This is a genomic window from Novosphingobium sp. (assembly GCF_030699305.1).
GTDB lineage: Bacteria > Pseudomonadota > Alphaproteobacteria > Sphingomonadales > Sphingomonadaceae > Novosphingobium.
The window spans coordinates 32,678-57,767 of sequence record NZ_JAUYNB010000023.1; the positions used below are offsets into that span (position 1 = coordinate 32,678).

Below are 25,090 nucleotides of genomic sequence, written 5' to 3' on the forward strand. Positions count from 1 at the left end.
TCGGAGAGGCTCGCGATACAATCGGCCACCATCCTCGCGTGACTCCCGTCGTCGAGCTCGCCAAGGTAGCGAAGCCGAACCGGAAGAAATGGCGGGCAGTTGGGCATCGCGGGTGTCCGCCCCTGCCATCCGGTCGCGTTCGGCTATGCCGTGGCGCTAGACGAAGGAGACAGCATGGCCCGTAGTTCTGCCTTGGCAACCTTTTCCAGCGTTGATCTCGGCAGTTGATCGACCAGGCGGATCACGTGTGGGCGCTTGAAATCGGCAAGGTGTCGCTCGCAGGCTTCCGCAATCCGGATCTCAAGGTCATCGCTTTTCCCGGTCGCAGGAATGACGAAGGCTGCGGGTACTTCATCGAGCATGGGATGGAACATCCCGACAACCGCGACCTCGGCAACGCCATCAACCGAGAGAATGGCTGCCTCAATTTCCGAAGCCGCGACATTCTCGCCGCCGATCTTGAGCATGTCCTTGGCGCGATCGGCAAAGAACAGCGATCCGTCCTCTCCCAGCTTGACGCGATCACCTGTGATAAGGAGCCCTTCGGCAGTGAAAGCCTTCGTTGTTGCTTCGGGGTCATCGACATATTCCTGGAACAGCGACACGCCACGCTGCCCGCCGACATAGAGATCCCCAACCTCGCCCGGTTTGACAGGATTGCCCTCGGTATCGAGCACATGAATTCCATAAGCTGGTGACGGCCGACCCATGGACATCGGGGTGTTGTCGAGATCGGTCATGCCGACGATTCCGTGCGCGACGGTTTCGGTCATTCCCCACCAGCCGAGCGTCGTCACGCCAAAATGCCTGTCCCATCCGGGCGCGCAGATCCCATTACCCCACCATCTATAGCTATGCTGTTCGGGCACGGGCTGGTCGAGCAGCGCCTTGGCGCAGAAGGGCACCATCGAAGTCCAGGTCGCCTGGTGCCTGAGTGAGACGGGCCAGAAGCGCGAGGCCGAAAAGCGCGGCATGAGAACTATTGTCGCGCCAACCCACAGACTGGCGAGCACCGAATAGACCTGCGCATTGGTGTGAAACAATGGCAGATGCGTGAGATGGACGTCGTCCGGGCGCAAATCTTCGTGAAGAGCGCTGACGCGGGCACCCCAAAGGGCATTGGCATGCGTCCACAGCACCGCTTTGGGCCTTGCCGTCGTGCCGGAGGTGTATTGAATCCCGAAGGGTGCCATCGGCTCGTGCGGCCTCGGGGTAAGCTCTGCGGGATCACCATCTATCTCCTCGAACGCATTGAACCCAGTCAAAGCGGCATCGGAAACGATAACGCTACGGGTTGCGGTGACCGCACGCCAGGCTATCGACGGCGTTGCAGTTCGCACCAGTTCCGCAAACGAAGGCTGTGTGATCGCTGCAACCGAGCGGCTGTGTGAAGTGAAAAAGGCTAGATCGTCCAGCGTCGAGCGCGTATTTGTGGTGACCGGAACCACGCCCGCATATGCACAGCCCAACCAGGCAATCAGCGCTTCCGGACAATTGTCGAGATGGATCAACACGCGATCTTTGGCCTTGACGCCGCGGGCCTGCAATCCTGCGCCGAACCGCTTCACCGCATTGGCAAATTCAGCGTAGGACCAGGACCGGCCCTCCCCCTCGAACGGCTCCCAGATCAGGAACGGATGGTCGCATCGGTTCGCAGCACGGGCGTCGATCAGGGTTCTGATGTCCATTCCTTCGAATGGCGTGATAGATTCTTGCATTCTTCTCTCTCCCTCCATGCATGCTCTCTGGCCTGCTTTCAGGTCTGCGCAATGCGATCGGCTAGAATCCCTGGGGCAAGCCGCAATAGCCAGGGCAGCCAGCGGACCGCACCGATCATCGCGGTGGGCCGCCGCGCCTTGAGTGCGGCAATCGTGGCATCCGCGACGGCCTCGGGGCTCACTTTCGGAACGTCGCGATGGGCTATCGCCGGGGTATCGACGGCAGGCGGCAACACTTCCAGGACGTGTACATTTCGGAGCTGGAGCTGGCGGCGAAGGCCTTCGGCAAACCCATGCAGCCCGGCTTTGGCCGCGCCATAAGTCGGAGACCGGGTGGGCGTGACCAACGCATAGCCCGAGCTGACGAGAACGATCGCTTCAAGCATTGGGAAACGCGCAAGCGCTGCCGCGGTCAGCTGCACTGGTGCGACGAGGTTCAAGGCGAATTCTTCGGCGAGCGCATCATCGGCCAGACTGTCGCCGGCGAAGTCGCGCTCGACCAGCCGCCCGGCATTGCTGATCAGAATGTCGAGCCTGCCAAATTGCACATCGATGAAATCGAGGAACCGCTGACGGCCTGCAGTTTCGGTGACGTCCGCGGCAATACACAGCAGATCCGGGTTAGCTTTTGCAAAGGCTGCCACGGAGTCAGCGCTGCGAGCACAGGTGGCGACCTTGGCACCCGCCTCAAGGAACGCTGCAACCAGCGCCTGCCCGATCCCGGAGGTGCCCCCGGTAATCGCGACGACCTTGCCGTGGAACGGTCCGCTGGTGATCATTGCCTCGGCGCCCCCTCCAAGGAGGCAAATCTGCCTTTGACGGTCGGCGGCCCGGCGGCGCGGGCAATTTGCGCAGGGTCGGCCCCCAAGCCACGCAGGCCCAGCTCAAGCATTTGCATTAGCAGTGCCTCTACCGCCTCATGACCGGCTGCACCCTCGACGATGCCTCCCATCAAAGTTTGGCAGCTGCCCAGCCAGTAGAGCACGCCGGCCTGTTCGGAAGGGATGTGGATCTGGCCTTGGTTGGCTGCATCGCGCAGATCCCGCAGCAACCCGGCATTGATTGGATGGTCGCCTAACGAAAGGCCGTTGAAGGAACGCGCCAAGACAACGGTGCGTTGTGGCCTGGCCAGAGCGTAAGCTGCCGCGGCAATCATTCCACCAGCCAACCGCTCCAAAGGGTCGGTTATGCCCGAATTGATCGTTCCGACCCAATATTCGATTTCGGTCCGGATCTCGCGCGCTATCGCATTTGCGTACTCTCGCTTGTCTTTGAAATGATTGAAGAAGGAGCCCTTTGCGACGCGCGCCGACGCGACAAATTCATCGATCGCAATGGCATCGACGGGCCGATCGACCATCAATTCCATACCCGCTGACAAGAGTGCCGAGCGCGTTCTGGCGGCTCGCGGGGACAGCAGCGGCTCGGTCATGGTTCATTCCCTACTTGACTATGTAGTCATATCGAATCATATGACCATATAGTCAACAAAATTATTGGCTGAGTCGGACTGAGGGAGTGGGAGGATGGGCATCATCCGAATTGAAGACATTGCGCATGTGCGCTTTGCCGCGCCGGACCTCGCGGCGATGCGGGCCTTCCTTGAAGACTTCGGGATGCATTGTGTCGAAGAAGGCGGGCGGCTCTATGGCAGCGGCAGCGATGGTCGGCCATTCATCCACGTTACCCAGCCGGGCCAGGCCAAATTCCTCGCCGTAGGTTTCAGGGCCGAGACCATCGTCGATCTGGAGATGCTCGCCGCTGCAGAAGGCGTGCCTGTGGAGGAGCTGGACGAGCCCGGCGGCGGCAAAATTGTCCGGCTAATCGATCCCGATGGCTATGGTGTCGAGGTCGTGGCCGGACAGGCGAAGCTGGAGTCTTCGCTGCCCTTCGCCGATCCGCCGCGCAACACGGCGGCAGCCAAGCCGCGCTTTCGATCGACCGTGCGGTTTGAAGCCGCACCCGCGCACGTCAAGCGCATCGGCCATGCCGTGCTCAAGGTGCGCGATTTCCGTCTTAGCGAGAAATGGTACAAGGACCGTTTCGGCTTTCTGACCTCCGACGAGGTCGAGGCGGCCAAGGATGTGCCCTTGGGGGCGTTCATGCGCTGCGACCGGGGCGACAAGCCGGCGGATCATCATACGCTCTTCCTTGCGCAGTTGCCTGGCGAACTCGGCCTGCTGCACGCCGCATTCGAAGTCGCCAATCTCGATGACCTGATGCTCGGACACCAGCATCTGAAGGCGAAGAAGCGCGAAGCCGCATGGGGCGTCGGCCGCCACATCATGGGCAGTCAGGTGTTCGATTACTGGAAAGACCCGTTCGGCAATGAGCTGGAACATTGGACCGATGGTGACTTGTTCACCGCCGCCGATCCGCCGCAAAAAATGCCGATGAGTGCGCTGCTGGCCGTCCAGTGGGGCACCCCGCACCCGATGTTTGCTGGAAAGATGCCGCCCCCGCCGGGGCTGGTCTCGTTCTTCACCGCGCTCAATATCCGTATCAAACGGCTGTTCAGCCGCCAGCCCAAAGGAACCCCCGCATGAAGCTCGCAACCTTTACCGCCAATGGCCAGACCCGCACCGGGATCGTCGTGGGCGACCAGATTATCGACAGCGGCGTCGATGGCACGATGATCGACCTGATCCGTGATTGGGACGCGCTGAAGCCCGTTCTGGAAGCAAGGGCAGCAACAGGCGCTGGTGTGCCGCTGTCATCGGTAAAGCTGGAAGCACCAGTGCAGCGCCCCGGCAAGATCTTTGCCATCGGCCTCAACTATGCCGACCATATCGAAGAATCGAAGATGGGCACGCCCGAACGGCAGGTCTGGTTCACCAAGGCGCAGACCAGCGTCAACGCCCCCTATGATCCAATCGACATTGCCCGAACCACGGCGACGGCCGATTATGAAGTCGAACTGGTTGCGGTGATCGGCACGGGCGGCAAGCATGTTTCGGTGGCCGATGCTCCCGCCGCCATCTTCGGCTATTGTGTCGGCAACGACATGACTGAGCGCATGTGGCAGCATGCCACGCAGCAATGGTCCCTGGGCAAGAGCTTCGACACCCATGCCCCGATGGGGCCATGGATCGTTACCGCCGATGAACTTGGCGATCCGCACAATTTGGGCATCCGCTGCTTCGTAAACGGAGAAAAGCGGCAGGATTCCAATACCCGCCATCTCGTCTTCGACATCTGGCAACAGGTCGAACACCTCTCGGTTGGCATGACGCTTGAACCCGGCGACTGCCTGTTCACCGGAACGCCCGGCGGGATCGGTGCGGCAATGGACCCGCGTCAATTCCTCAAGGCTGGCGACGTTGTGCGCTGCGAGATCGATTCCATCGGGGTGATCGAAGGCGTAATGCAGGACGAAGCCTGACGGAAACGCGACGAGCCCTCGGGTCGCACCGGGGCAAGCTGCTTGTGCAGATGTGACGGGGACACCAACCGAACCAATGGCCCGAAGAGGCAGGTCACCGACACATCGAGGAAAGGGAAACGCCGCACGGGGAGTAGCGGGCAGGAGAGGAAGAGCGATGCAGGAGTCTTCGACCGATTACGATGTGCTGGTTTGCGGCGGCGGGCCAACCGGCGTCACGCTTGCGATCTTGCTGGGCCAACAGGGGCTTTCTGTCCTGGTGGTCGAAAAGGAAGCGTCGATCTATCCGCTTCCGCGCGCCGCGCATATCGATCACGAGACCATGCGGGTCTTTCAGCAGGTCGGCATTGCCGACAAGTTGATGGAGACGTGCCAGCTCACGGACCGCTACGATTTCCTCAATGCCAAGGGCAAGATACTGCTGCGCTTTGACGGTTCGAGCGCGATCGGCCCGGGCGGCTGGCCGATCGCGAACATGATCCACCAGCCCGCCCTCGAAGCGGTGCTCCGTGCCCAGCTGGAGAACTGCCCGACGGTCGAACTGCGCAGTTCGACCGAATTGAAGGCCTATCGCGATGCAGCCGATGGCATTGTTGCCACGGTGGCGGATGCCACGGGCGAGCGCGAGGTCAGGGCGCGCTATCTGGTCGGGGCCGATGGTGCGCGCAGCCCGGTTCGCGAGGCGGCGGCAATCGAATTCGACGATCTCGGGTTCGAGGAACCCTGGCTGGTCGTCGATGCCATCGTCATCGACCGGTCGCGGCTGCCGAAGGTCAACCTGCAGATCTGCGATCCCGCCCGCCCGACCACCTGCGTCCTGATGGGGGAAGGCAGGCACCGCTGGGAATTCATGATCAAGCCCGGTGAAGATCCGGACGAGGTCAGCAGCGATGCCTCGATCGAGCGCCTGCTCAAGCCCTGGAATGTCGAGGGTGCGGTTACGCTCGAACGCAAGGCCGTCTACACATTTCGCGCCCGCGTTGCCCGAAGCTGGCGCAAGGCGCACGTCCTGCTTGCGGGCGACGCAGCGCACCAGACGCCGCCTTTTGCAGGCCAGGGCCTCTGTTCGGGCATTCGCGATGCTGCCAATCTCAGCTGGAAGCTTGCGCAAGTCGTGCAGGGGAAAGCGCCCTCATCCCTGCTCGATTCCTATCAGCCCGAGCGCGAACCCAATGTACGTGCCACCATCGAAATGGCGATCATGATGGGACGCACCGTGTGCATCACGAACCGCTTTTCGGCGTTCATCCGCGATACGAAATTCAGGATTGCCCGTGCCTTGAATTTGACACCGGATGGCCCACCGGCCTATCCGCCCATCTCCCGCGGCGCCATAATGGCCGGGACCGCAGCGGCAGGGAGCTATTTCCCGCAATTCATTGCAGATGACGGCACGCGACTGGATGACCGGCTCGGCACAGGGCACTGGCTGATCTCCCGGCAAGACCTGTCGGAACCGCAGCTTGCGCCTTTCGCAGCACCGCTGGGACGGTGGCTCGATCGCCATGGCGCTGACGCTGTGCTCGTCCGGCCTGACCGCTATGTTTTCGGCACCGGAAGCCGCGAACAATTGCAAACCTCCTGGCGGAGCGTTGCGGACGGGAAGGCCTAGTCAAAACATACTTCCCGCCGACACCCACGTGATTCACGCCGTAGCGTAGGCGCGCAGGAATGTATCGACAGCCGCATCGACACATTCGTCGATATCCAATTCGGGTGCTGCACCGAACAGCAGCGGCTCCTGATTCCCGGCGTCAAGCAAGCCCTTCAAATGCAGCGCCGCAATCCTGGGATCTACCGGTCGGATCCGCTTCTGGTCGATGAGGCGCTCCATGTATGCGGCGATTTCATCCAGACCCTGACGCGGGCCGCGCTCGTAGAGCAATGCACCGAGTTTCGCGTTGGCCCCTTCTGCCACGGCGGTTCGCGTGATCGCAAGGGCGTGAGGGGTGCGCATCAATCGGACATAGCCCAGTCCCAACCGTCGAAGTAGAACCGGTAAGTCTTCTTCTGACGTGACCAAGAGATCGACCAACGGTTGGAAGTCGGAATCAACAGCATCAAGCATTGCCTCGGCGAACAGTTCCTCCTTCGATTTGAAGTAACTGTATAGCGTCGCTTTCGAGCCGCCGACCCGTGCGGAGATGGCAGCCATGCTGGCGCGCTCATAACCAAGCTCGCGAAACACCTCGATTGCGGCGCTTACGATCGCCTGACGCCTTGCGTCCGTTTTTACCCGCATTGCCTGAATCTCCTTTTCTGAACCGAACTGTACACTTTTGCCTTGACGGCGCAAGAGCGACTCGCATATAATCAAACCGTACAGTTTAGTTAAGGAGTCGAAATGACCACCTCCCGTTTATCGCGTGCCCTGCCTTTGAGTGGTATTTCGGCGTTGGCCGTTGCTTCGCTCGCTCTCGGCGGGTGCGCGGCCTTGCCAAAAGAGCGCACGCTTCAGAGTGTCGCTGCGCCAGAGCAGTTCGAGGCCAGCAAAAGCCTTGCCGCGCCTGTTGCAAACTGGCCGTCAGATCATTGGTGGTCCGAATTTGGCGACCCCCAACTCTCGAGCCTGATCGAAGAGGGACTGTCTGGTGCCACCGACATCCGCGTGGCCGAAGCGCGCTTTGCCCGTGCAAATGCACTCGCCGGACAAGCGCGCAGCACACTGTTGCCCTCTGTCACGGCAGGAGTGCAGTTGACGGGTGCCAAGCAGAGCTATGAAAACGGCACTCCCCAGGCCGCCTTGCCGCAGGGATTCAACGATTACGGCTCGGCCTCGATCGGGCTTAGCTGGGACCTCGACTTCTGGGGCCGCAACCGCGCGGCTTTGCGCGCAGCCCGTTCGGAAGCCGAAGCGGCCCATGCCGAAGCCGCTGCCGCCCGGCTCGCCGTTTCCGCAGGCGTTGCGAGCGCCTATGCAGACCTTGCCGATCTTCACGCCCAACTCGATGCCGCGCAGGAGGCCGTGGTTGTCCGCGAGCGGACGCTGTCGCTCCTCCGCCAGCGCAATGTCGAAGGACTGGAGCATGAAGGGGCCGTCAACCGGGCCGTTTCCGCGCTTGAAGCGGCAAAGGGCCAGCGTGCCGCCCTGGAAGAAGCGCTCGGCCTGACCCGGAACCGCATCGCGGCACTGATCGGCAAGGGGCCGGATCGTGGATTTTCGATCGGCCGTCCTTCGGCTTTCGCCCAGCGCGGGTTCGGACTGCCGGCAGCAATTCCGGCCAATCTGATTGGTCGCCGCCCTGACATCATCGCGGCACGGCTGCGTGCCGAGGCGGCGGCCAGCCGCATCGACCAAGCCCGCGCTGCTTTCTACCCCAATGTCAATCTCATGGGCGTCATTGGTCTGCAGTCGCTCGGGATCGGTAACGTGTTCAATTCGGGAGCCGATTTCGGGTCGGTTGGCCCCGCCATCAGCCTGCCGATCTTCGAAGGCGGAAGGCTGCGCAGTCAGTATCGCGGTGCCGAAGCTGACTATGAAGCAGCGGTTGCCCAATATGATGGCGCATTAACTCAAGCGCTTCGTGAGGTGGCCGATGCCGCGACCAGCCAGCGTGCGTTGAGCGAACGCCTCGCTCGCGCTGCTGCGAGTGCCAATGCGGCGCAGGCTGCCTGGACGGTGGCCAACAACCGCTATCGCGCCGGCCTTGCGACCTATCTCGACGTTCTCGCAGCCGAAGATGCGTTGATCCTCGCCCGCCGCGAGGTCGCCTCGATGAAAAGCCGATCATTTGCCCTCGATGTTGCGCTGATCCGCGCTCTCGGCGGCGGTTTCCAATCCTGAAGGAGTCCACGAGCATGAATGCAATCACCACCAAGATCGAAGCCGATCCCAGCGATGAAGTTGAGGCTCTCGACGCGCAAGATCGCACGGCTTCCAATTCCAAGCGCAAGCGCCTTTTCATCGGCCTCGCAGCGACTGTCGCCTTGCTCGGCGGGAGTTACTACGCATACGATTCGCTCTTCGCCGCACAGCATGCCGTGACCGACAATGCCTACGTTGGCGCAGACATCGCCCAGATCACGCCGCTAGTTGGTGGGCCGGTCAGGGAAGTGCTGGTGCAGGACGCGCAGCATGTCCGGCGCGGGGATGTACTGATCCGGCTCGACGATACCGACGCGAAACTGGCCGTCGCGGCTGCCGAGGCACGACTTGCCATGACCCAGCGCCAGATCCGCGGTCTGGTCGCTACCAATGGCGGCTTGCGTGCACAGGTCTCGGCTCGCGCCGCAGATCAGATGCAGGCTGAAGCCCAGATCGCGGCGGCACAGGCAAATCTTGTCAAGGCGAGAACCGATTACCAGCGGCGTGAATCCCTGGTTTCATCGGGTTCGGTTTCGGGTGAAGAATTGACCACGGCTCGCAACGCGCTGGCAACCGCACAAGCAAATCTTGCCGCAGCCCAGGCAAGCCGCGCGCAGGCAGCGGCAGGTCGGCAGGCCGCCGTCGGCACGATGAACGCCAACGGCGCATTGATCGCCGGAACCTCGATCGATGGCAATCCGGAGGTTCTCGCCGCGAAGGCCGCGCTCGATCAGGCGCGAGTCGATCTGGAACGGACCGTCATCCGTGCCCCGATCGATGGCGTCGTGTCGCGCCGTCAGGTCCAGGTGGGCCAGCGGGTTCAGCCCGGAGCCCCTCTTATGACGATCGTCCCGATCCAGTCGGCCTATGTCGATGCCAACTTCAAGGAAGTGCAGCTAGCCAAGGTCCGGCCGGGCCAGTCGGTCAGGCTGATCTCCGACCTGTACGGCGAAGAGGTGGTCTACCACGGTCGGGTCGTCGGTTTCTCCGGCGGGACCGGTGCGGCTTTCGCGGTCGTTCCTGCCCAGAACGCGACCGGCAACTGGATCAAGGTGGTCCAGCGCGTCCCGGTCCGCATCGCGCTCGATCCCAAGGAGCTCGCCGCTCATCCGCTTCGGGTTGGTCTGTCGATGACCGCCGAAGTCCGGATTTCAAACTAATCAATCGAAAGAGGCACACTCATGTCGATCATGAAAGCCTTTGCTTCGGCACGGGAGGCTCCACCGCTGACCGGTCTGAAGCTTTACGCTGCCGCAATCCTGATCGGCCTCGGCAATTTCCTTGTCGTGCTCGACACCACGATTGCCAATGTCTCGGTCAACACGATCGCCGGTGCGCTCGGAGTGTCGGCCAGCCAGGGCACATGGGTGATCACCTCCTACGCGGTTGCCGAAGCCATTACCGTTCCGCTCACCGGGTTCCTTGCACGAAAATACGGGGCCCAGAACACGTTCATCGTCTGCTACCTGGCCTTCGCGGCGATCTCGTTGCTGTGCGGGCTGTCCGGATCGCTCGGCATGTTGCTCGGCATGCGCGTGCTGCTCGGCCTGTTCGGCGGCCCGATCATGCCGCTTTCGCAAATGCTGCTGCTGCGCATCTTCCCGAAAGAGAAGGCGACGCTTGCCACGGTCATCTGGGCGATGACCACGTTGATCGGACCCGTGGCAGGCCCGATTCTGGGCGGCATCATCTGCGACAACTACGGCTGGGAATGGATCTTCTTCATCAAGGTGCCGGTCGCGGCAGCTGCGGGCATTGCCCTGTTCATCCTGATGCGCGGGCAGGCAGATCCGAAGTTCAAGGCGATTATCGACAAGGTCGGGCTGGCGCTGCTGGTGGTCTGGGTCGGCGCGCTGCAGATCATGCTCGACGAAGGCCGCAATCATGACTGGTTCGCCAGCCACGAAATCCGGACGCTCGCCGTCGTCGCAGCGATCGGCTTTGTCGCCTTCCTGATCTGGGAGCTGACCGAGAAGAATCCGATCGTCAATCTGCGGGTGTTCCGGCACCGGGGCTTTGTCGGTGCGGCAACAACCTACTCGGTCGGCTTCGGCGCGTTCTTTGCCAGCATTGTCATCCTTCCGCTCTGGCTGCAGGCCAACATGGGCTACACTGCCACCTGGGCGGGCTATGCCACCGGCATCATGGGTATTCTGGCGGTGCTGTGTGCTCCGCTGGTGGGCAAGGCGGTCGATAAATTCGACCCGCGGCTGATCGTGTTTACGGGCATTGTCGGGCTTGCCGCGATCATGGTCTGGCGGATGCTCACGTTCAGCAACGATGTGACCTTCCTGCAAATGGCCTGGCCAACGCTGTTGACCGGCACCTTCATGGTCATGTTCTTCGTGCCAGTGACCGGTCTCGCCATGGCCAGCGTCGAGCCGCACGAGCAGGCCGACGCCGCCGGTCTGTCAAACTTCATGCGGACCCTTGCCGGTGCCTTTGCCACTTCACTGATCCAGAGCGGCTGGTCGAACGCGATCCGCACCAACAACACCGAACTGACCGGCGCCATGCAGCATGGCGACGCCGCAATGGGTGCGATGGTGCAGCAGGGCATGCCTGCGGACTCGGCAAGGACGATGCTGTCGTACGTCGTCGAAGGGCAAAGCGTGATGCTTGCGACGCTCAACATGTTTGGCGTGATCGCCGTCTGCCTTGGCGTGGCGGCGACCCTCATCTGGCTCGTGCCCAAACCAAAGGGGCCGATCGATACGAGCGGCGCGCACTAACCCGGCGCATTCATTCACAGTGAAAGGAGGTGGGGCACAAAAACGCCTGATATCAAATATATAGTCAATCACTATGGATCGACTTCCTTCCCCAGGAAGCGACACATCAATCAAGGAAAAATAGAATGAAAGTTGTTGCAATTCCCGCCTTCGCCCTGGTCGCCGCACTGGCGCTCCCCGGTTTGGCGCACGCTCAGTCGCAGCCTTTCGATGGCCCAAGCGTGGGCGTGCAAGGCGGCTGGAGCCAGGACAAGCTCGAAAATCCGGAAACCGATCTGGGTGTGCTTGCCATCGACACGTCGAAGGACAAGGCAACGTTTGGAGGCTTTGTTGGCTATGACAAGTCGATTGGTAACTTTGTGATCGGTACCGAGGCCGGTTTCAGCATCGGCACCAGCGACACCGTTTCGGGCGGTCCCGCGCATGCCGTGGCAACGATCGATCCCAAGTGGTCCTTAGACCTCACCGCGCGGGCCGGCTATCTGGTGACGCCGAAGACGCTCATGTACGCACGCGGCGGCTATACCAACGCGCGGCTCGATACCTCGCTCACCACGCCTGCCGGGATGACCTCGGCCTCCGAGAACCGCGATGGCTGGTTGGTCGGTGCCGGGGTTGAACGGTCGATCATGCCGAATGTGTCGGCTCGGCTGGAGTATCGCTATTCCGATCTGAGCGAAGGCGACGCCACTTTCGATCGCCATCAGGTGCTCACCGGCATTACCTATCGCTTCTGATGCCAGCAGTCAGGGACCGGCGTCGCGGACGCCGGTCCCTGCTCTCTCCATCGCTCCTAAAATGACGTTTTGATCTTATATTGACATTTTTGTCATCTTTGTCGAAATGATCCGAGTTCCCGCCAAAGTGATTCGGAGCCGACAGATGCCGTCCGCCAACACCATTGCCATGCCAGATGCCTCAGGGCGCGCGGCGCGCACGCGGCGGCGAATCCATGATGCCGCGCGCCAAGAGTTTTCCAGGCATGGTCTGGCTGTCCAGATTGACGACATAGTCCGCGCGGCGGCCATCTCTCGCGGAACATTTTACAACTATTTCAGCACGATAGAAGGCCTTTTCGAACACGTCGCCGCCGAGATGGCCCGCGACATGGGAGAACGGATCCATGCCAGGCTGGCCGACAACGACGATCCTGCGGTGCGGGTATCGCAAGGTATTCGCCATTTCTGCATGCGCGCGCACGAGGAACGGGACTGGGGGCAATTTCTCACGCATTTCGCGCTGTCGACAGAGCTTCTTCAAACCGCGATCCGCGAAACAGCCCTGCTGGACATCCAGTGCGGCATTGCAGCCGGGCGGTTCGCGTTGAACGCCGATCAGGCTGAAAGCGCATTGGCGCTGATGTCCGGTGCAACATTGGCGGCGATGAAGCTCATCCTGTCGGGTGTCGAAACTCCCTTGCGCGCCGGACAAAACGTCGCGGAACTGACCTTGCGGGCGTTCGGCATTGCCCCAGCCGAAGCAACTGCCCTGGCGCGCGCCGATCTGATCCCGCTGCGCAACTGAGAGGCGAGAGAGCTTTGGTCGAATTGGGCCAAAGCACGCGCGCAGCTGCGGTCCACCCAATCAAAACAGACAGAGAGAGGAAAGCAAATGTCCGAAACCGGAGCCAAGTCCAGCAAGATCGAAACATCGGTGCTGATCGTCGGCGGGGGCGGCGCTGGCCTTACCTGTTCGATGCTGCTGTCCAGGCTTGAGGTCGATCATGTCCTGATAAGCGCCTTTCCGACGACATCGATTTTGCCCAAGGCGCACGTCCTCAACCAGCGGACCATGGAAATCCTGGCCGATCTGGGCGTCGCCGAGGAAATCGCCGCGAAAAGCACGCCGGCTGAGAACATGGCGGCGATGGGCTGGTACGCAGGCCTGGTCGGGCCCGATCCCGATTATGGGAGGCTGGTCGCCAAGCTGGAGACTTGGGGGGCGGGCTACACCAACCAGAACTGGGTTCAGGCAAGCCCCTGCCGCAGCTACAACTTGCCGCAGATCAGGCTTGAGCCGATCCTCAAGGCACAGGCGGAAACGCTTAATCCGGGGCGCATCCGCTTCCACAACGAATTGATCGAACTTGAACAGGATGCTGACGGGGTTACCGCAACTGTCCGCGATCACGATACTGGCGAAGTCTATGCGATCCGGGCGCGTTACGTTTTGGGCTGCGATGGCGGGCGCACTCTGCCGCGCATGCTCGACATTCCCTATGAAGGTCTGGGCGTGATCGGCCAGGTCGCCACCGCCCATGTCTCGGCCGACCTTTCGAAAGTCGCCAGCGACCCTGACGTATTGATCCGCTGGATCTGGTGCCCGGCCATCGGCCAGATGGCAGTCCTGGTGCCGATGGGGCCGGACCATTGGGGGCCGGACAGCGAGGAATGGGTCTTTCACGTCACTTACGGCGGCGAAAATGCCAGAGACCTGTCCGACGCCGAAATCGAACAGAATATGCGCGTCGCGCTCGGCATTGGCGATCTTCCGATCACAATCCACAAGGTCACTCGCTGGACGCAGGAAGGCGTGCTCGCGTCGAGGTTCCGGGAAGGGAACGTCTTCCTCGTCGGCGATGCGGCCCATCGTCATCCACCCACCGGCGGGCTTGGCCTGACCAGCGGCATCCAGGACTCGCACAATATCTGCTGGAAACTTGCCGCCGTGCTCAAGGGGCAAGCGCATCCGGACCTGCTCGACACCTACGAAGCCGAACGCCGCCCGGTCGATGCCCGCAATGTCGAGCGTTCGCTCCAGAATGCGATGGCGCACCTCGAGGTCGGTCAGGCATTCGGAATCGACGCCACTGCTTCTGTCGAGGCCAACTGGGCTCAATTCAAGCGGGTCTGGAGTGGCCAGCGAGAAGATGCCGAACATCGCAGCAAGGCGCTGCGCGCAATCCGCGCAATCAGCATGGAGTCCAACGAACTCAATGTCGAATATGGCTATCGCTATCGCTCCGAAGCAATTGTCGCCGATGGCACGTCTGAACCGCAAGCGATCGACGATGTCCGCCTCTATCAGCCAGGCACCTTTCCCGGCAGCCCGTTACCCCATGCCTGGATCGATGACGAAAGCGGCAATCGCCGGGCGCTCAAGGATCTTGTGCCCCTTGGCCGGTTTCTGCTGATCGCAGGTGAAGACGGCACGGCATGGTGCGAAGCGGCAAGGCAACTGGCACAGGCCAACGACCTTCCGCTCGATGCCATTCGCATAGGCCATCTCGATGGCGATCTTTTCGACACCCGGTTAGCTTGGGCGCAGTTCCGCGGAATCGGTCCGACCGGCGCAGTTCTGGTTCGCCCGGATCGTGTCGTCGCTTGGAGAATGCAGGAAGGATCCGACGCCTCGCTCGATGCATTGGCCGCAGCACTTGGCAAAGTACTCGGGAAACCCCTGTCGACGGCATGAAGCCATGGCTTTTCCAAAGGTGAAACCACCCATCGCTGGTCGTGGCGCGGCTCTCCAATCCAGCGCTCGTTTATTGGACGAACATGCTAATAGCAAAACAAGCGCTGGACGTTGTGCTACGCTCAGGGCGCAAGAATGGCAGGTTCCAGGAAGAAGATGCGGTTTGTCATCCTGGAGGCGCGCTGCTCTGCCCTGTCTGGTTGCACACCCAGACCTCTCAGTAACATGGTGAGCATCTCCTGAGTTACCGGAACGGCTAGCTGCGCGTGCTTTAATTCCAGCAACTGCGCCACAGTCACCTGTGTAACCGCGCCGGTCAGCGTGACCGCGGCTTCAATCGAACCAAATGCGAACTCGCCCCGTTGACGCCCGGCCTCGAGATCCGTGATCAGACCGACATTAAGCGCCTGCTCTTCGGTAAATGTCATCGCCGCCACATTTGCAAAAAATCGGGCATGAAGCGGATCAAGAATGGCCATCCTCGCATGCACTGCAACGCCTTGCGCCAAGCGGTCTGTCGGACTTTCGACCTCAGCGTTGATCCTGGTAACGATCTGCTCAAAAATTTCCCGGGACTCGCGCCGCAAATCCAGGAGAAATGCGTCGCGATCGATGAAATGATTGTAGAATGTTTGCTTGGCTATGCCTGCTTGCGCAGCGATTTCATCGACGCCAACTGCCCCGATTCCGTGGCGTCCCAGCAGTTCGAAGCCAGCGCGTACCAGCTTTCCCCTGGTCTTCACCCAGCGCTTGTCTTTTGGGCTATCAGTTTGAATCACTGGCATCCTTACGCAATCAAGCTCGGCTTCCGCGCTGACTCAGCGTGATGGAGGCTCGCTGGCTGGCAACAAATTAGGCGCAATGTCCAACATTCTGCGGGCACCGTCCACATTTTTCGGTCCCCTCTTGCGCGTTCGGGCAATTTCGCATAGTTTAATGGACTGCGAGGCTAATAAATGCCCGAGTGCAAACGAGCTGGGAGCCAATTCAGGGCTCCGCTCAGGAGGGGAGATTGATCATGAAAAGGCAGATTTTGGTTGCAACCGGCCTTTGCGCGCTGACATGCTTGGCCTCGCCAGCTGTGGCGCAGTCAGTGGGCACCGATGCCGAAGCCGAGGCGCAACCCCCTTCCGAAGGGGATATTGTTGTCACCGCGCGGAAGCGCGAGGAAACGGCACAGCGAATTCCGATCTCTATCGGTGTCGTGACGGATGCCGCGCTGACGAGAACGGGCTCCAGTTCGTTGCTGCAGCTTGAGGCGGTCGCTCCCGGAATCAATCTGGCCAAGGCACCCACGGGCGCGGAAATCGGGGTCACGGTGCGCGGCCTTGGCTCGGCTCCGGGTTCGCCCTCCTTCGACAACTCTGTCAGCTTGTTCGTGGATGGTGTCTATGCACCACGTTCGCGCGAATTTGCCTCCTCAATGTTTGATATCGGCCGCATCGAGGTCATCAAGGGGACTCAGGCTGCCCTGCTCGGCAAGAACACGAGTCTTGGCGCAATCAATGTCGTTACCCGCAAGCCCGGCCGTGAGTTTTCCCTGGACCTCCGCGGCTCCTATGAATTCGAATACGGGTCGACGCTTGTTACCGGAGGTGTCGACATTCCTCTAGGAGAAACGCTGGCGGTCCGCCTTTCGGGTCAGACTTTGAATGACAAGGGCTGGGTGCGCGATGGAATTACCGGTCGGCGCTCGCCGCGCAATCGCGACGATGCCATTCGTGCCGTGCTGGTCTGGGAGCCGACTCCGGACATCGACATCACGTTGGTCGGCCAGCATGACTATTCGGTGCAGCGCGGTTCGTCCGTTGAGTTTGCAACCCTCAATCCGGTTGCCGAGCTCCTCGCCGGTCTGGCAGGTGCGCCTGGCTCCCTGGACAATCAATTGGACAATCGCAACGCGACCTATTTGACCACGCCAGGCAGCGAACAGGTCGAGCGGCTCAAGGTCGACCGGTTCAGCGCGACCGTCAATGTCGGCGTCGGTGAGGGGACGATCACTTCGGTAACCGCCTATTCCCGTTATACCGACGCCAATCTGACCGACATCGATTTTCTGCCCGGGAACTGGGGAACGCGAGGCATTGACGAGACATCGAAGCAGTTCTCACAGGAACTGCGGTATGTTTCTCCGTCGGGTAGGACCGTCGACTATCTGGTCGGGGGACTCTACCTTCACAATGAACTCGATAGCCAGGGGCTCTTTGATGCCCGCTACCCCTTTGGGCCTCCGGGACTTCCCAATATCGACGGAGCCTTTCAGAATGAGTTTGTTCAGAAGACAGACACATTCTCGGCCTTCGCCCAGCTAACGGTAAATGCGACAGATCAGCTGCGGCTGACGGGTGGCCTGCGCTATACCAGCGAGAAGAAGAATGTTGATCTCGCGCGACTGGTCGTGCGACCGGGCCTTTACAGCTTGGGCATCTTCCCACCCTATGCGCCGTTCAGCGACTCGAGAACGGACAGCCCGATCGACTATTCGGGCGGAGTGCAATATGATGTCACGCCGGACATCATGCTTTACGCGTCCTATGGCAAAGGCACGAAGAGCGGTGGATTTGCTTCTTCCGCCACGTTCCTCGACCAGTCTGAATATAGCTCGGAAACCGCGCGCACCATCGAAGCGGGTGTCAAGGCTCAGGATGCGGGACGGCGCTGGCTCTTCAACCTTTCGCTCTTCAGCACCCGTGTCGACAATTTTCAGGTCGTGACGTTCAACGGCCAGACCTTCAACATTTTCAACACCGATCTCAAGAGCACCGGCTTTGAACTTGAGGCCAGTTGGCGTCCGGTCGACGGACTGCGCCTGTTCATCAACAACACTTATGCCGATGCCAAAGACAGACTGACAGGGACTGCGATTCCGCTGGCTCCCAAATGGAGCGGCACGGGTGGCTTTTCGTTCCGCCAGAACCTGAGTGACAGCCTGGTTTTCATGGCTGACGGGTCGATCGACTACCGGTCCAGCCGTACCTATCAACAGGATCCGGCTGCTTCTGTCATTGGCAACGCTTTCACCACCTATAACCTGAGCGTCGCCTTCGGGGACGCGAACGACCGGTGGGAAGCACGCTTGATTGGTCGCAACCTCTCCGACAAGCGGGCGGTTGCGTTCTCGTTCCCGACTCCCATCATCGGCACGCAATCAGTGATGTCGGAGAGGCCGCGCACAATTGCCCTGCAGCTTTCCTTCAAGTTCTGATGGAAGCCGTCGCCGGATCACCGGGCAGCCTTATCGGGCGCGCGTGATCCACAGCAAACCCATTGGCGGGCGGCTGGGGCTGGAGGCGGGTAATACCGATCTACATGCCGTCAATCTGGAGGCGGCGCTCGCTTATGTCCTGAAAGGGGCAAGCCCTGAGGCCGCGTCACAATTCGACCTGGAGCGGCTGGAGCCGGGCGGGCGCGTGATGGCGCGGCTGGTTGGCTAGTGCAGCGGCGGCTCCATTTCCAAAAGATATATCGGAAAGGATGGTTTGCCGCGCTCACTGGTTGTCGCTTTGAAGCCGATGGAGATCACCTGTTTTTCACTTCTTCGAACGTCCTCCAAAAGTTGCATCAATAGGGGAATCGGCAAACCAACACTGCACGTGCCACGTGCCCTAATCCATCCGATGCGCGATCCTTCGAACCATCCTGACAACGGGTAAATCTGAACTGTCGCGCGCTCGCCAATTTGCAGACCCTCAAGGGGAGTTTCCGGCATTCGAAGGACCTTGCCTGAAATTTCGAAACTACGCCCCGCTTCCCAATCGCCGTCAACAAACCAGACTTTGAATGCCAGCTCGGAGACATAATCAGTTTCGATGATCAGGTATTCGTCCGGACTTCCATGCTCAAAGCCGCTTGTAGTCGGAACGCGCGTAAGCCGACCCATTATCCTGTTGCCGAAAAAGACGATCAAGTAAGCGAGTAGTATGAAGGGGAGCGGGTTAGGCGTTGACGAATTGATCAGATAGACAACTGCTGCCGCTCCGATCATCCACCCCAGTAATGCCCAACTCGACCTCATGCGCACTCGCTCCCTACCAAAAGGCGCAAAGGTGGCTTGATCCGGCTCAAGAAACTAGCGTTATCGAAGGCAAAGCAACCCCCTCTTTTCCGTACTTATTCCGTACCGAAATAGCCCGTCGCCACTAAGTCATTGAAAAGCTGGTGCACCCGACAGGATTCGAACCTGTGGCCTCTGCCTTCGGAGGGCAGCGCTCTATCCAGCTGAGCTACGGGTGCGCACTGGAAGGGCCGGTTAGCAGTGTGGATCGCTGCGCGCCAGTGCCTTTTATCGGCGCAGCCCAGTTAGTGATTTGGCAAGCAGGGCGGTGCTAAGCCCGCCGTTATGAACGCACCCACCAATTTTGGATCGCCCACGCCTGGTTCCGGCCCCACTGCCGGAGGGGTTCTGCCAGGTTCGGGCCGGGCGGAGTTTGGCCAGGCCTCGGCCAGTGCGATGAGCATGAAATGGTCGGCGCTGCACGACGCGGCGGGGGTCGTGGCGATGCTGGCGGGGATCGCGACCGAAGCCATGCGCGCGGATGTGCGCAACTTTCCGGCCGTGATGCGCGATGCCGGCGGCTGGCGGCGCAACATGGCCGAGCAGGGGATCGAAGACCTGGCCGCGATCATGGAGCCGGGGATGGCCGCGCTGCTGGCGGTGCATGCGCGCGGGATCAACCCGGCCGCTGCGGCGCTGGCGTTGTGGCAGGAATTCCATGCCGCACGGGCCGCCTTGCTGGCGCTCTGCCCGCCCGCTGATGCAGCGGTCCCGCGCCGGTTCATGTAACCGCGGCGCGGCGGCGCGGCGCACTTGCATTGTTCATGCTATGTTCTTATGGCTTGCCGATGGTTGAGCCAGACCCGATTCCCGCCGATGCAACTGTGCGTGAGGCGCTGGCCGTGGCGCGCGGGATATGCCGGTTGTTTGCCCGCAACGATATCTGGTGCCTGCCCGAAATGCCGCTGCGCAACGGGCGGCGGGCCGACCTGATGGGGATCGACGCCAAGGGGCAGCTGGTGATCGTGGAAATCAAGGTCAGCCGGGCCGATCTGCTGGGCGATGGCAAATGGCCCGACTATCTGCAGTTTTGTGACCGGTTCTACTGGGGCCTCGCGCCGCATCTGGACCGCGCCTGCATGGACGATGTCAGCTTTCTGCCGGATCGCTGCGGGTTGATCGTGGCCGATGGCTATGATGCCGAAATCCTGCGCCCGGCCGCAACCGTGCCGCTGGCCGCCGCCCGCCGCAAGGTGGAGGTGGAGCGATTGGCCCGCACCGCGCTGCGGCGGCATCTGGCCACGCTTGATCCGCGGCTACAGACCTGGGATCAGCGGGTCTGACCGGTTCGCAGCGGCAACTGGCTGAGGATCGCGCGTTTTTCGCGCGGTCTGAGGATCGGCCAGTCGGCGATTTCAGTCAGGGTGCGTTTGCAGCCCTGGCACCAGTGCAGCACCGGATCGATCCGGCAGGTTCCATCACAGGGTGAGGGCGGCGTGTGCATCGGCCAAGGCAAGCAGATTCGCCCGCAATCGGCAAGGCGTTGCCCGGCTTGATCCGGCATGACGTAATTTTCTTGCTTTATCGCGACCAATGCTTATATGCAGCTTCAGCAATCGGCGCGCGGAGAACTTCTCCCGTTGCAGTCCCGGCAGCGTGAGGTCAGCGTTTTGACGCCAGACCTGCCCGGACTTACGGTCGCCGTTATCGCCTGAAGCCACCTTTTTCACGCAGGGTCGCATCTTACGACACTTGCTTCGTGTCGCAGGAGCATTCCTGCGCGCGCCGCTTCAATATTGAGAGACTTTCATGTCCTATTTTTCTGACCTTGGCCTTGCCGAGCCCTTGCTCCGTGCGCTTGAAACAAAGGGTTATACTGATCCTACCCCGATCCAGAAGCAGGCGATTCCCGCACTGCTCGAAGGGCGCGACCTGCTGGGTATCGCCCAGACCGGGACCGGCAAGACTGCCGCGTTCTCGCTGCCGTCGCTGCACCGTCTGGCCGCCAATCCCAAGGCCCGCAACAGCGCGTCCTGCCGGATGCTGGTGCTTTCACCGACCCGCGAACTGGCGGCCCAGATCGCCGACAACATGCGCGGCTATGCCAAGTACCTGAACCTGTCGGTCCAGTGCGTGTTCGGCGGCATCCCCGTGGGCAAGCAGTCCCGCGCACTGGTTCCGGGCTGCGACATTCTGGTCGCCACGCCGGGCCGCCTGCTTGATCTGATCGACCAGCGCGCGCTGACGCTGCGCCATGTCGAAATCTTCGTGCTCGACGAAGCCGACCAGATGATGGACCTGGGCTTCATCGTGCCGCTGAAGCGGGTGGCCAACATGCTGCCCAAGGAACGCCAGAGCCTGTTCTTCAGCGCGACGATGCCCAAGGCGATTGCCGAGCTGGGCAAGCAGTTCATCAGCAACCCGGTGCGCGTCGAAGTGACGCCGCAGGCCTCGACCGCCGAGCGCGTCGAGCAGTGGGTGACGTTCGTCAACCAGTCCGAAAAGCAGGCGCTGCTGACGCTGAAGCTGAAGGTCGGGCTGGCCGAAACCGAAGGCTTCAACGCCATCGACCGCGCGCTGGTGTTCACCCGCACCAAGCACGGCGCTGACCGCGTGGTCCGCCATCTGGCGACCGCCGGGGTCAACGCCGCCGCGATCCACGGCAACAAGAGCCAGGCGCAGCGCACCGCCGCGCTGCTGGGCTTCCGCAAGGGCAGCATCCCGGTGCTGGTCGCAACCGATATCGCCGCGCGCGGGATCGACGTGACCGGTGTCAGCCACGTGTTCAATTACGAACTCCCCAACGTGCCGGAACAGTATGTCCACCGGATCGGCCGCACCGCGCGCGCCGGGGCGGACGGGATTGCGCTGAGCTTCTGCGCGCCGGACGAAAAGCCGTACTTGCGCGATATCGAGCGCCTGACCGGGATCAAGCTGGACCCGATGCCGCTGCCGGAAAACTTCCAGCAGGATGCCGCCCGCCTGCCGCTGCCCGCGCGCAAGCCGGCTGAGGCCGAACAGGATGCCCGCCGCGATGCCCGCGATGCGCGCGGACGCGGCGGTCCGGCTGCGCGCGGTGGCCCCGGTGGCCGCGGCGCTGGGGGCGGCGGCGGTGGCCGCAACGGCAATGTCAGCCGCGGCGGACAGGCCCGCGACGGCAAGTCGCGCGATGCCCATGCCCGCGAAGCCTATCGCGGTGACCGTCCGGCAGCGCCGGTGCGCGGCCCGCTGTTCAACCCGCTGGGCAACGAAGCGCGCGGCGCGGTGGAAGCCGTCCGTCCGGCTGCGGATCGCCCGGTTGCAGCCCGTCCGGCTGGTGATCGGCGTCCCCATGGCGATCGGCCTCATGGCGATCGGCCCCACGGTGATCGTCCGCGTGGTGATCGCCCGCAGGGTGAACGCGCTGGCGGCGATCGCCGTCCGCAGGGCGACCGTCGCCCGCGCGGCAACGGCGGCAATCGCGGCCCGGTTACCCGCGCCAGCTGATCCGGCGCTGACTTAATCCCCACGCTGCCGCTTGCATGAGCGGCGGTAGCGTGGGCATAAGCCCGCCATGCTTTCGACTGACCATCCCGGCTGGACCGCCGCCGCGCTATCCGCGCTGGTGATGACGGTGATCGTGGCCGTGCGCTATCTTCTGACTTCGGGCGCGTTTGCCTGGGCGACGCGGCGCGTGCGGCCCGGGCTGTATAACGGGCTGGACCGGCAGATCCGTCAGGAACTGCGCTGGTCACTCGCTTCGGCGGGGATTTACGGCGCACCGGCGGGGCTGGTCGCGTGGGGCTGGCAGCAGCACGGCTGGACCCGCATCTATACCGACATCGCCGCGTTCCCGATCTGGTGGCTGCCGCTGTCGCTGCTGGTCTATCTTTTCCTGCACGATACCTGGTTCTACTGGACCCACCGCTGGATGCACCGCCCGCGCGTGTTCCGGCTGGCCCATGCGGTCCACCATGCCAGCAAGCCGCCCACCGCCTGGGCGGCGATGAGCTTTCACCCGATCGAGGCCGTGACCGGTGCGATTGTCATTCCTGCGCTGGTGTTTGTCGTACCGGTGCATATCGGCGTGCTGGGGCTGGTGCTGGCCATCATGACACTGATGGGCGTCACCAATCATATGGGCTGGGAACTGTTCCCGCGCCGGTTGGTTCATTCCCGGTTGGGGAACTGGTTGATAACGGCCAGCCATCACCAGCGGCATCATGAAAGCTATTTATGCAATTACGGACTCTATTTTCGCGTCTGGGACCGATTGTGCGGCACGGATCGCGGGCTGTCGCCGCTCTGATCGCTGCGCCGGTGCTGCTGGCGGCAACGCCTGCGCCCGCGCCTCAGCCGACCGGACCTGGCGGCAAGGTCAGTCTGGACGTGACCGGACTGCGCAACGCCAAGGGGCAGGTGCTCGCCTGCCTGACCGCCAAGCCCAAGGCCTTCCCCGATTGCAGCAAGGATCCGGCGGCGCGCACCGCCGTGGTGGCGGCCGCGGCCAGCGTGCGAATCGAGTTCGGTCATGTTCCGGCGGGGCGCTATGCGATCTCGCTGATCCATGACGAGAACAGCAACCGCAAGATGGACATGGCGATCATGATGCCCAAGGAAGGCTACGGCTTTTCGCGCAACGCTCCCGTCAGCTTCGGCCCGCCGAAGTTCGACAAGGCGGCGTTCGACGTGATCGGCAGCGATGTCGAGCAACAGGCGAAAATGCGTTATCTGCTGTGACCGCGCCGGGGGGCGAACCATTGGATGAACCGGCTTCCGGCGGCCTGACCGCGCCGGGGCGGGCGCTGGCACCGTTCCGGTTTCCGGCGTTCCGGGCGCTGTGGACCGCCAACCTTGCGTCAAACCTGGGATCGATGGTGCAATCGACCGGGGCGGCGTGGCTGATGACCGACCTGACGAAGTCACACCAGCTGATCGCGCTGGTTCAGGCCAGCACGACGATCCCGATCCTGCTGCTGGCGGTGTTCGCCGGGGCAATCGCCGACAACCATGATCGCCGCAAGGTGATGCTGGCCGCGCAAGTGGTGATGCTGATTGCCTCATCCGCGCTGGCGCTGATGACCTGGGCGGGCGCAATCGGGCCGCTGTCACTGCTGGCGTTCACGCTGGCGGTGGGGGCGGGGACGGCGCTGAACGGCCCGGCCTGGCAGGCCTCGGTCCGCTTGCAGGTCGGCCCGGGCGATTTGCCGCAGGCGATTTCGATCAACACCATCGCCTATAACCTCGCGCGCAGCGTCGGCCCGGCGCTGGGTGGGCTGCTGATCGCGCTGACCAGTCCGGCCCATGCCTTTGCGCTTAACGCGCTGTCCTATCTGGCGCTGATCGTGGTGTTGCTGCGCTGGCGGCCGGAAGCGCGCTGGCCGCAGCGCCAGCCGATGCTCGCCTCGATCCGCACCGGTATCGCGTTTTGCGCGCGCTCCAGCCCGGTGCGCCGGATCTTGCTGCGGGGCATGTGCTTTGGCCTGGGGGCCGCGGGCTTCCATGCCCTGCTGCCGGTGGTGGTGCGCGAACGGGTACACGGCACCGAGGTTGAATACGGGCTGCTGCTGGGGGCGTTCGGCATCGGCTCGATTATCACTGCGTTGTGGATTGCGCCGGCCCGGCGGCGGCTGGGCAGCGAAGCGGTGGTCAGCATCGCGGCGCTGATCTTTGCGGTGATGATGATCCCGCTGGCCATGGCCGTAACGCTGCCGCCGCTCCTGGCCAGCGCGCTGGTGGCGGGCGGGGCTTGGGTGGCGACGTTCACCACGCTCAACGTGGCGATGCAATTGCGTTCGCCGGAAAATATTCTCGGGCGCTGCCTGGCGATCTATCAGGCGCTGACCTTTGGCGGGCTCGCGCTGGGGTCCTATGCGCTGGGGCTGCTGGCTGACCTGTTGAGCGTGCCAACCGCGATCCTTGGCGCAGCGGTGTTCCTGGCGTTGACCCTGCCGGTGCTGCGCTGGCTGGCGCCAATGCCAGGGCGCGAAGAGGGCCGGGTCTAGGGGGATAACTCCATGACGTCGTTTTTCGCAACTTCATCCTTTCCGGCGCAACTTAACGGTT

Annotated in this window: 25 protein-coding genes and 1 tRNA gene; 17 read left to right on the forward strand and 9 right to left on the reverse strand. The window is 62.1% G+C overall.

Annotated elements, in window-relative coordinates:
* Window positions 1–143 precede the first annotated feature (143 nt).
* From Q8Q53_RS10135 to Q8Q53_RS10145, 3 genes are read right to left on the reverse strand one after another with little or no spacing between them, the layout of a single operon-like run.
* Window positions 144–1,718 carry an AMP-binding protein gene (locus Q8Q53_RS10135; RefSeq protein WP_305701654.1) on the reverse strand — a complete coding sequence of 525 codons (1,575 nt, stop codon included), beginning with the start codon at window positions 1,716–1,718 and terminating at the stop codon, window positions 144–146.
* Window positions 1,719–1,756: 38 nt separating this feature from the next.
* The gene (locus tag Q8Q53_RS10140; protein ID WP_305701655.1) at window positions 1,757–2,497 is read right to left on the reverse strand and encodes an SDR family NAD(P)-dependent oxidoreductase; all 741 of its coding nucleotides are present in this window, start codon (window positions 2,495–2,497) and stop codon (window positions 1,757–1,759) included.
* Window positions 2,494–3,150 (reverse strand): TetR/AcrR family transcriptional regulator, encoded by a 657-nt coding sequence (locus Q8Q53_RS10145; protein ID WP_305701656.1) that lies wholly within the window; start codon window positions 3,148–3,150, stop codon window positions 2,494–2,496. Before Q8Q53_RS10145 ends, Q8Q53_RS10140 begins: the two co-directional genes overlap by 4 nt.
* A gap of 94 nt (window positions 3,151–3,244) precedes the next feature.
* Here Q8Q53_RS10145 and Q8Q53_RS10150 point away from each other — a divergent pair, with 94 nt between their 5' ends.
* From Q8Q53_RS10150 to Q8Q53_RS10160, 3 genes are all read left to right on the forward strand, one after another.
* Window positions 3,245–4,264 carry a VOC family protein gene (locus Q8Q53_RS10150; protein ID WP_305701657.1) on the forward strand — a complete coding sequence of 340 codons (1,020 nt, stop codon included), beginning with the start codon at window positions 3,245–3,247 and terminating at the stop codon, window positions 4,262–4,264.
* On the forward strand, window positions 4,261–5,100 hold the full coding sequence (locus Q8Q53_RS10155; RefSeq protein WP_305701658.1) for a fumarylacetoacetate hydrolase family protein: 840 nt from the start codon (window positions 4,261–4,263) through the stop codon (window positions 5,098–5,100). The genes Q8Q53_RS10150 and Q8Q53_RS10155 overlap by 4 nt, the downstream gene beginning before the upstream one ends.
* Before the next feature lie 157 nt (window positions 5,101–5,257).
* Complete coding sequence (locus Q8Q53_RS10160; protein ID WP_305701659.1) at window positions 5,258–6,712, forward strand: bifunctional 3-(3-hydroxy-phenyl)propionate/3-hydroxycinnamic acid hydroxylase; 1,455 nt, start codon at window positions 5,258–5,260, stop codon at window positions 6,710–6,712.
* Window positions 6,713–6,745: 33 nt separating this feature from the next.
* Here the strand turns inward: Q8Q53_RS10160 and Q8Q53_RS10165 are convergent, their stop codons facing one another.
* A complete protein-coding gene (locus Q8Q53_RS10165) occupies window positions 6,746–7,342 on the reverse strand; it encodes a TetR/AcrR family transcriptional regulator (RefSeq protein WP_305701660.1) in 597 nt (198 codons plus the stop codon).
* A gap of 102 nt (window positions 7,343–7,444) precedes the next feature.
* Here Q8Q53_RS10165 and Q8Q53_RS10170 point away from each other — a divergent pair, with 102 nt between their 5' ends.
* The 6 genes from Q8Q53_RS10170 (at window position 7,445) to Q8Q53_RS10195 (ending at window position 15,051) form a co-directional block, all read left to right on the forward strand.
* Window positions 7,445–8,884, forward strand: a complete 1,440-nt coding sequence (locus Q8Q53_RS10170) for an efflux transporter outer membrane subunit (protein ID WP_305701661.1) — start codon at window positions 7,445–7,447, stop codon at window positions 8,882–8,884.
* Window positions 8,885–8,898: 14 nt separating this feature from the next.
* A complete protein-coding gene (locus Q8Q53_RS10175) occupies window positions 8,899–10,065 on the forward strand; it encodes an HlyD family efflux transporter periplasmic adaptor subunit (protein WP_305701662.1) in 1,167 nt (388 codons plus the stop codon).
* Between the two features lie 30 nt (window positions 10,066–10,095).
* On the forward strand, window positions 10,096–11,637 hold the full coding sequence (locus tag Q8Q53_RS10180; RefSeq protein WP_305701708.1) for a DHA2 family efflux MFS transporter permease subunit: 1,542 nt from the start codon (window positions 10,096–10,098) through the stop codon (window positions 11,635–11,637).
* A gap of 125 nt (window positions 11,638–11,762) precedes the next feature.
* Entirely contained in the window at window positions 11,763–12,374 is a 612-nt protein-coding gene (locus tag Q8Q53_RS10185) for an outer membrane protein (protein WP_305701663.1), read from the forward strand.
* A gap of 106 nt (window positions 12,375–12,480) precedes the next feature.
* Window positions 12,481–13,161 (forward strand): TetR/AcrR family transcriptional regulator, encoded by a 681-nt coding sequence (locus tag Q8Q53_RS10190; RefSeq protein ID WP_305701664.1) that lies wholly within the window; start codon window positions 12,481–12,483, stop codon window positions 13,159–13,161.
* Window positions 13,162–13,248: 87 nt separating this feature from the next.
* The gene (locus Q8Q53_RS10195) at window positions 13,249–15,051 is read left to right on the forward strand and encodes an FAD-dependent monooxygenase (RefSeq protein WP_305701665.1); all 1,803 of its coding nucleotides are present in this window, start codon (window positions 13,249–13,251) and stop codon (window positions 15,049–15,051) included.
* A gap of 122 nt (window positions 15,052–15,173) precedes the next feature.
* Here the strand turns inward: Q8Q53_RS10195 and Q8Q53_RS10200 are convergent, their stop codons facing one another.
* On the reverse strand, window positions 15,174–15,830 hold the full coding sequence (locus tag Q8Q53_RS10200) for a TetR/AcrR family transcriptional regulator (protein WP_305701666.1): 657 nt from the start codon (window positions 15,828–15,830) through the stop codon (window positions 15,174–15,176).
* Between the two features lie 239 nt (window positions 15,831–16,069).
* On the opposite strand from Q8Q53_RS10200, the gene Q8Q53_RS10205 reads away from it, so the two are divergent.
* On the forward strand, window positions 16,070–18,256 hold the full coding sequence (locus Q8Q53_RS10205; protein ID WP_305701667.1) for a TonB-dependent receptor: 2,187 nt from the start codon (window positions 16,070–16,072) through the stop codon (window positions 18,254–18,256).
* 43 nt (window positions 18,257–18,299) lie between these two features.
* Window positions 18,300–18,485: a hypothetical protein gene (locus tag Q8Q53_RS10210; RefSeq protein ID WP_305701668.1), complete on the forward strand. Its 186-nt coding sequence runs from the start codon at window positions 18,300–18,302 to the stop codon at window positions 18,483–18,485.
* Here Q8Q53_RS10210 and Q8Q53_RS10215 read toward each other — a convergent pair.
* Both Q8Q53_RS10215 and Q8Q53_RS10220 read right to left on the reverse strand, forming a co-directional pair.
* A complete protein-coding gene (locus Q8Q53_RS10215) occupies window positions 18,482–19,036 on the reverse strand; it encodes a hypothetical protein (RefSeq protein WP_305701669.1) in 555 nt (184 codons plus the stop codon). The genes Q8Q53_RS10210 and Q8Q53_RS10215 overlap by 4 nt on opposite strands.
* Before the next feature lie 171 nt (window positions 19,037–19,207).
* A tRNA-Arg gene (locus Q8Q53_RS10220) sits at window positions 19,208–19,284 on the reverse strand.
* A gap of 217 nt (window positions 19,285–19,501) precedes the next feature.
* Between Q8Q53_RS10220 and Q8Q53_RS10225 the strand changes: the two genes are divergently transcribed.
* Together Q8Q53_RS10225 and Q8Q53_RS10230 are read left to right on the forward strand one after the other, a co-directional pair.
* Entirely contained in the window at window positions 19,502–19,834 is a 333-nt protein-coding gene (locus Q8Q53_RS10225; RefSeq protein WP_305701670.1) for a hypothetical protein, read from the forward strand.
* A gap of 59 nt (window positions 19,835–19,893) precedes the next feature.
* Window positions 19,894–20,388, forward strand: coding sequence for an MmcB family DNA repair protein (locus Q8Q53_RS10230; RefSeq protein WP_305701671.1), 495 nt, complete (start codon window positions 19,894–19,896; stop codon window positions 20,386–20,388).
* On the opposite strand, the gene Q8Q53_RS10235 is transcribed toward Q8Q53_RS10230, so the two are convergent.
* Both Q8Q53_RS10235 and Q8Q53_RS10240 read right to left on the reverse strand, forming a co-directional pair.
* Window positions 20,376–20,549 (reverse strand): DUF1289 domain-containing protein, encoded by a 174-nt coding sequence (locus tag Q8Q53_RS10235; protein WP_305701672.1) that lies wholly within the window; start codon window positions 20,547–20,549, stop codon window positions 20,376–20,378. The genes Q8Q53_RS10230 and Q8Q53_RS10235 overlap by 13 nt on opposite strands.
* On the reverse strand, window positions 20,524–20,775 hold the full coding sequence (locus tag Q8Q53_RS10240) for a hypothetical protein (protein WP_305701673.1): 252 nt from the start codon (window positions 20,773–20,775) through the stop codon (window positions 20,524–20,526). The genes Q8Q53_RS10235 and Q8Q53_RS10240 overlap by 26 nt, the downstream gene beginning before the upstream one ends.
* A 79-nt stretch (window positions 20,776–20,854) precedes the next feature.
* On the opposite strand from Q8Q53_RS10240, the gene Q8Q53_RS10245 reads away from it, so the two are divergent.
* From Q8Q53_RS10245 to Q8Q53_RS10260, 4 genes are all read left to right on the forward strand, one after another.
* Window positions 20,855–22,531 (forward strand): DEAD/DEAH box helicase, encoded by a 1,677-nt coding sequence (locus Q8Q53_RS10245; protein ID WP_305701674.1) that lies wholly within the window; start codon window positions 20,855–20,857, stop codon window positions 22,529–22,531.
* Between the two features lie 67 nt (window positions 22,532–22,598).
* Window positions 22,599–23,333 carry a sterol desaturase family protein gene (locus tag Q8Q53_RS10250; RefSeq protein ID WP_305701675.1) on the forward strand — a complete coding sequence of 245 codons (735 nt, stop codon included), beginning with the start codon at window positions 22,599–22,601 and terminating at the stop codon, window positions 23,331–23,333.
* Entirely contained in the window at window positions 23,300–23,764 is a 465-nt protein-coding gene (locus Q8Q53_RS10255) for a DUF2141 domain-containing protein (RefSeq protein WP_305701676.1), read from the forward strand. The genes Q8Q53_RS10250 and Q8Q53_RS10255 overlap by 34 nt, the downstream gene beginning before the upstream one ends.
* Window positions 23,765–23,784: 20 nt before the next feature.
* Window positions 23,785–25,029 carry an MFS transporter gene (locus Q8Q53_RS10260; protein ID WP_305701677.1) on the forward strand — a complete coding sequence of 415 codons (1,245 nt, stop codon included), beginning with the start codon at window positions 23,785–23,787 and terminating at the stop codon, window positions 25,027–25,029.
* The last annotated feature ends 61 nt before the right edge of the window (window positions 25,030–25,090 follow it).